At 73.7% G+C, this 5,543-nt stretch carries 7 protein-coding genes; 6 read left to right on the forward strand and 1 reads right to left on the reverse strand.

Translation table 11 applies throughout. The annotated features are described in order from the left end of the window. Window positions 1-136 precede the first annotated feature (136 nt). Window positions 137-691 carry a VanZ family protein gene (locus tag VGD85_RS05175; protein WP_331062377.1) on the reverse strand — a complete coding sequence of 185 codons (555 nt, stop codon included), beginning with the start codon at window positions 689-691 and terminating at the stop codon, window positions 137-139. Window positions 692-889: 198 nt separating this feature from the next. Here VGD85_RS05175 and VGD85_RS05180 point away from each other — a divergent pair, with 198 nt between their 5' ends. The 6 genes from VGD85_RS05180 (at window position 890) to VGD85_RS05205 (ending at window position 5,417) form a co-directional block, all read left to right on the forward strand. Then, complete coding sequence (locus VGD85_RS05180; RefSeq protein WP_331062378.1) at window positions 890-1,297, forward strand: phage holin family protein; 408 nt, start codon at window positions 890-892, stop codon at window positions 1,295-1,297. 2 nt (window positions 1,298-1,299) lie between these two features. Then, window positions 1,300-1,809, forward strand: a complete 510-nt coding sequence (locus VGD85_RS05185) for a low molecular weight protein-tyrosine-phosphatase (protein WP_331062379.1) — start codon at window positions 1,300-1,302, stop codon at window positions 1,807-1,809. Beyond that, window positions 1,806-2,684 carry a fructosamine kinase family protein gene (locus VGD85_RS05190; RefSeq protein ID WP_331062380.1) on the forward strand — a complete coding sequence of 293 codons (879 nt, stop codon included), beginning with the start codon at window positions 1,806-1,808 and terminating at the stop codon, window positions 2,682-2,684. The genes VGD85_RS05185 and VGD85_RS05190 overlap by 4 nt, the downstream gene beginning before the upstream one ends. Before the next feature lie 89 nt (window positions 2,685-2,773). Beyond that, window positions 2,774-3,478 carry a response regulator transcription factor gene (locus VGD85_RS05195; RefSeq protein WP_331062381.1) on the forward strand — a complete coding sequence of 235 codons (705 nt, stop codon included), beginning with the start codon at window positions 2,774-2,776 and terminating at the stop codon, window positions 3,476-3,478. Then, window positions 3,475-4,875 carry a HAMP domain-containing sensor histidine kinase gene (locus tag VGD85_RS05200; protein WP_331062382.1) on the forward strand — a complete coding sequence of 467 codons (1,401 nt, stop codon included), beginning with the start codon at window positions 3,475-3,477 and terminating at the stop codon, window positions 4,873-4,875. The genes VGD85_RS05195 and VGD85_RS05200 overlap by 4 nt, the downstream gene beginning before the upstream one ends. Continuing rightward, on the forward strand, window positions 4,872-5,417 hold the full coding sequence (locus tag VGD85_RS05205) for a hypothetical protein (RefSeq protein WP_331062383.1): 546 nt from the start codon (window positions 4,872-4,874) through the stop codon (window positions 5,415-5,417). The genes VGD85_RS05200 and VGD85_RS05205 overlap by 4 nt, the downstream gene beginning before the upstream one ends. Window positions 5,418-5,543: the final 126 nt, after the last annotated feature.

The following is a 5,543-nucleotide window of genomic DNA, read 5'->3' on the forward strand; positions in this document are numbered from 1 at the left end:
CTCGTTGCTGGACAGCTTGTACGACGTCATCCCGGGTCGGACCGTCGGCGGCTTGCCGGCGACGTACGGCGGGATCTCCGCGACGTTGGGCCGGGGCTGGGGGCTGGTCATGGGGGCCACCCTAGTGAGGCCCGTCTCAGCCGGTCCGACGGCGCCAGGGGCGCAGGACCAGCGCCAGCACGATGCCGATCCCGACCCCGAGCACCGCGCCGGTGACGTTGTCGACCACGTCGGTGACGTCGCAGGCGCGGTCGAGCCGGGCCAGGGCCAGCTGGGTGGCCTCGATCGCCACCGAGTAGCCCGCCAGCGCCGCCAGACCCGCGGGCACGACGGCCCACGCCGTCCGCCACCGGGCGGCGGCGACCACGAGCAGCGCCCCGGGCGGCACGAACACCACGGTGTTGAGCAGCCGCTGACCGCCGGAGAAGATCCAGAACCCCTCGGGTGCCGGACCCCCGACGTCCCACGAGCAGCCGGTCAGCCGGCCCTCGGCGGGCACGATGCCCGGTGCCCCGTTGGCCGGGATCAGCGTGATCGAGGCGATCACGGCCAGCGACCAGACGAACCCGCCGATGGCCCCGGCGCTGACCCAGCCGAGCCGGGGTCGCAGGGCGAGCGCGAGCAGCAGGCTCACCGCCCCCGACACGAGGACCAGGAGCAGCATCACCTCCACGCCTCCGACCGGGAACACGACCCCGAGGTTAGGTCACGGACCCGGGGTCACTGAGGACTGCTCGAACCGCCCGGTGCTGAGCAGCCTGTGACCCGACGCAGGTGCCTGCAGGGTGGGGCCACCGCAACCACACCGGTGGAGCATCACGACCCGGTTGATCCCGCGGCCCGCGCGGCGACGGAGTCGACGCGCGAGACGCGGCCTAGGATCGAGACCGTGGGTCTCTTCAAGCTGATCGGCTGGCTGCTCACCAACGCGGTCGCGCTGGCGGTCGCCTGCCAGCTCTTCGACGGCATCGGGTTCCGCGACGGCGCGACGTCGGGGATGGACGAGGTCTCGGACAAGATCTGGCCGCTGCTGTTCGTGGCGCTGATCCTCGGCATCGTGAACTCGTTCGTGAGCCCGGTGCTGAAGTTCCTCTCGATCCCGTTCGTCATCATCACGCTCGGGCTGTTCCTGCTGGTGATCAACGCGCTCATGCTGCTGTTCACCGAGTGGCTCGCCGGGCTGTTCGAGATCGACTTCTACGTCAACGGGTTCTGGACCGCGGTCGGCGGCGCGATCGTGATCACGGTCGTCACCTGGATCGTGGGCCTGCTGCTCGGCGACGCCCAGGAGGGCTGAGCGTGCTGCCCCCGGCGCGCACACCGGGGCGCTACCACCTCGCCGTGGTCTGCCTCGGCAACATCTGCCGCTCGCCGATGGCCGACGTCGTCCTCGCCGAGCGGCTGGCCGACGCCGGTCTCGACGACCGCGTCTCGGTCGGCAGCTCGGGGACCGGGGGGTGGCACGTCGGGGATCCCATGGACCGCCGCGCCGCGGCGACCCTGACCGCGGCCGGGTACGACGCCACCCGGCACCGGGCCCGCCAGTGGGCCGGCGACGCGGACGCGGGCGCGGCCGACCTGGTGCTCGCCATGGACGCCCAGAACCTCGCCGACCTCGGCGGACCGACCGACCGCACGCGGCTGTTCCGCGACTTCGACCCGCTCGATCCCGGGAGCGACGTGCCCGACCCGTACTACGGTGGGGACTCCGGATTCGAGGAGGTCCTCGCGATGGTCGAGCGCACGGCGAGATCACTGGTCGACTCCTTGGAGCGTGAGCGCCCCTGGGACAGCGGGGCCGTCGGGTGACCCGCCAGCCGCTGGTCGCCCGGCGCGCCGAGGAGCTCCTCGGCGCCTCCGTGGTGGCCACGGCACCGGTCGCCGGCGGCGACATCGCCACGGCCACCCGGCTGCGGCTGAGCAACGGCACCACCGCGCTGATGAAGACGCTGCCGCACGCGCCCGAACGGTTCTTCACCACCGAGGCCGACGGCCTGCGCTGGCTCGCCGAGACCACGCCCGACGGCGGCGTCAGCACCCCCGAGGTCCTCGGCGCCGACCACGAGTGCCTGATCATCCGCTGGGTCGAGCCCGGCAAGAACTCCGTCGACGCCGCGACCGCTCTCGGCCGGGCGCTCGCCACCACCCACGCCGTCGGTGCCCCGTCCTTCGGCGGCGAGCAGGACGGGTTCATCGGCCGGCTGCCGCTGCCCAACCGGCCCGCCGACACCTGGGCGGAGTTCTACGCCGTCCGCCGCGTGCTGCCCTACCTCAAGCTGGCCCGCGACCGGGGCGCGGCGACGCCCGACGAGGCGGCGACGATCGAAGCGCTGCTCCCCCGGCTCGGCGAGCTGGTGCCCGAGGAGCCGCCGGCCCGGCTGCACGGCGACCTGTGGAACGGCAACGTGCTGTGGGGGCTGGACGGGCAGGCCTGGCTGATCGACCCGGCGGCGTACGGCGGGCACCGCGAGGTCGACCTGGCGATGCTGGCGCTGTTCGGGCTGCCGCACCTGCCGAAGGTGCTGGACGCGTACGCCGAGGCCGCGGCCGAGACCACGCCGCTGGCCGACGGCTGGGCCGACCGGGTGGCGGTGCACCAGGTGTTCCCGCTGCTCGTGCACGCCTGCCACTTCGGGGGCGGCTACGCCGGCCGCGCCGCCGAGGCCGCCGCCCGGTTCGCCTGATCCGACGTTGACCCGCCCGAGACTCTCGGGCGGGTCGACGTCGCGTCGGTTCTCAGTCCCGGTTCAGGCTCGGCTGGCACAGTAGGGGCGTGACCACGCCGTCCTCCGCCCGACCCCGGGTGCTCGTCGTCGACGACGACAAGGCCGTGCGCGAGTCACTGCGGCGCTCGCTGGAGTTCAACGGCTACGAGGTCGTGCTCGCCGCCGACGGTGCCGAGGCGCTGGCGGGCATCGCCGCCGCGGCCCCCGACGTGGTCGTGATGGACGTGATGATGCCCCGCCTCGATGGCCTGGAGACCACGCGGGCGCTGCGCACCGCCGGCAACGACCTGCCGATCCTGGTGCTCACCGCCCGCGACGCGGTCGGCGACCGGGTCGAGGGGCTCGACGCCGGCGCCGACGACTACCTCACCAAGCCGTTCGCGCTGCAGGAGCTCCTGGCCCGGCTGCGTGCGCTGCTGCGCCGGGTGGTCCCGCGCGAGGACGTCGCCGACGAGGTGCTGTCGTTCTCGGACCTGTCCATGGACGTCGGCACCCGCGAGGTGCGCCGCGGCGCCCGTGTCATCGAGCTGACCCGCACCGAGTTCGCGCTGCTGGAGATGTTCCTGCGCCGGCCGCGCCGGGTGCTGGAGCGCTCGTTCATCCTCGAGGAGGTCTGGGGCTACGACTTCCCCACGACGGCGAACTCGCTCGAGGTCTACGTCGGCTACCTGCGCCGCAAGACCGAGGCGGAGGGCGAGCCGCGGCTGATCCACACCGTGCGCGGTGTGGGCTACGTGCTGAAGGAGTCGTGACCATCTTCCCGCCGGTCCCTCCCGACGGGCGGTGGCACTACCGCCGCTCGCTGGCCAGTCGCGTCACGCTGCTCACCACGATCGCCGTCGGTCTCACCGTGGCGTTCGTGGCGGCTGGCGCGTACCTGACCGTGCGGATGCAGGAACAGGCCACGCTCGACAACTCCCTCCTGGACCGCGCCCACTCCGTCTCCGCCGACCAGGTCTGCGGCACCGACGCGATGCCCACCGGCCTGCTGGAGGCAGCCGACGTGTGGGTCGCGTGCTTCCAGGACACCCCGCTGGGCGTCGCGAGCGGCAAGGTGCCGTTCCGCCTCGGCGATCCCGAGCAGGCGGTCTGGGCCGGGGAGCGTCCGCAGTCGATGCGCACGATCGTCGGCACCGACGGCACCCACTGGCGGGTGGTCGCGCTGCACCACCCATCCGGCGAGACCATCATCTTGGCCCAGTCGCTCCAGTCCCAGCAGACGGTGCTGCGCAAGCTCGGCATCGTGATGCTGTTCTTCGGCCTGGCCGGGGTGATCGCGGCCGGGATGGCGGGCTGGGCGGTGGCCCGCAACGGGCTGCGCCCGGTGCGCCGGCTCACCTCCTCGGTCGAGCACATCGCCCGCACCGAGGACCTCCGGCCGCTCCCGGTCGAGGGCGACGACGAGGTCGCCCGGCTCGCCTCGGCGTTCAACCAGATGCTCGCCGCGCTGGCCGCCTCCCGCGACCGCCAGCGGCAGCTGGTCGCCGACGCCGGCCACGAGCTGCGCACCCCGCTCACCTCGCTGCGCACCAACCTCGACCTGCTGACCCAGGCCGACAGCACCGGCGGGCTGCCCACCGAGGCGCGTGACGAGCTGCTCGGCGACGTACGCGCCCAGATCGAGGAGATGACGACGCTGATCGGGGACCTGATGGAGCTCTCCCGCGACGAGCCGCTGACCCACGTCGTCGAGGCGGTCGACGTGACCGAGCTCGTCGAGCGCGCGATCGCGCGCGTGCGGCGCCGCGCTCCCGCGGTCGTCTTCGACGTGGCCACCGAGCCGTGGTACGTCGTCGGCGAGAGCGCCGGGCTGGAGCGGGCCGTGACGAACCTGCTCGACAACGCCGCGAAGTGGAGCCCCCCGGGCGGGATGGTGACGGTCCGGCTCGCCGAGGGCACGCTGACGGTCGACGACGAGGGGCCCGGCATCGCCGAGGCGGACCTCCCGCATGTGTTCGACCGGTTCTACCGCTCCGAGGAGTCCCGCTCGATGCCCGGCTCGGGTCTGGGCCTCTCGATCGTGCGGCAGGTCGCCGAGCGTCACTCCGGCACCGTCACGGCCGGCTCGTCGCCGGACGGCGGCGCGCGGTTGACCATGTGGCTGCCGGGGTCGCACGCCCCGGTGCCGGACTGGACGCCGGCGTCGTGAGGGCCGCGGTCGCCGCAGCGCTCGCGCTGCTGAGCCTCGGCGTGGCCGGGTGCTCGTCGGAGTCCGACCGGCCGGACCCGGCGGACGCCCCCGACGCTGCGCTCTCCGAGGCTGCCGACGTCGCGTGGAGCCCGTGCGATGGCCTGGACGCCGCCCAGGTGACCCGGCTCGCCGGCGAGCGGATGGCCGAGCAGACCGGCAGCGCCGACCAGCCGCGGTGCGCGTTCACCCCGGTCACCGAGGGCGGGCCGGCCTTCGACGTCAACTACCTGTGGTTCGACGGCGGCCTCGACGAGGCCTGGCGGTCCATGGGCCGGGTGCAGGGCCGGGTCAGCCGGATCGACGTCCCCGGCGCCGACGCCGCCCGGCTCGTCGTCCACGCCCGCCGGTCGGCGGTGCTGGTCTCCGGGTTCGTGCAGACCGGCGGACTGGTGCAGAGCGTCAACGCCGTCCAGCTGCGGCCGTACGACGAGCAGCAGGTCGTGGCCGCGACGCGCGGTCTGTTGGCGGCCCTGGTGAAGGCGGCGCCGGAGCGTCCGTGAGGATAGCCCGGTGACCGACCAGCTCTCCTTCTTCACCCGCGCCGGCGACGACCTGGTCCCGGCACCCCTGGCCTGCAGCATGTGGAGCGCCGACCAGATGCACGGCGTGGCCCTCAGCGGCGCGCT

This window comes from Nocardioides sp. (genome assembly GCF_036401255.1).
Classification (GTDB): domain Bacteria; phylum Actinomycetota; class Actinomycetes; order Propionibacteriales; family Nocardioidaceae; genus Nocardioides.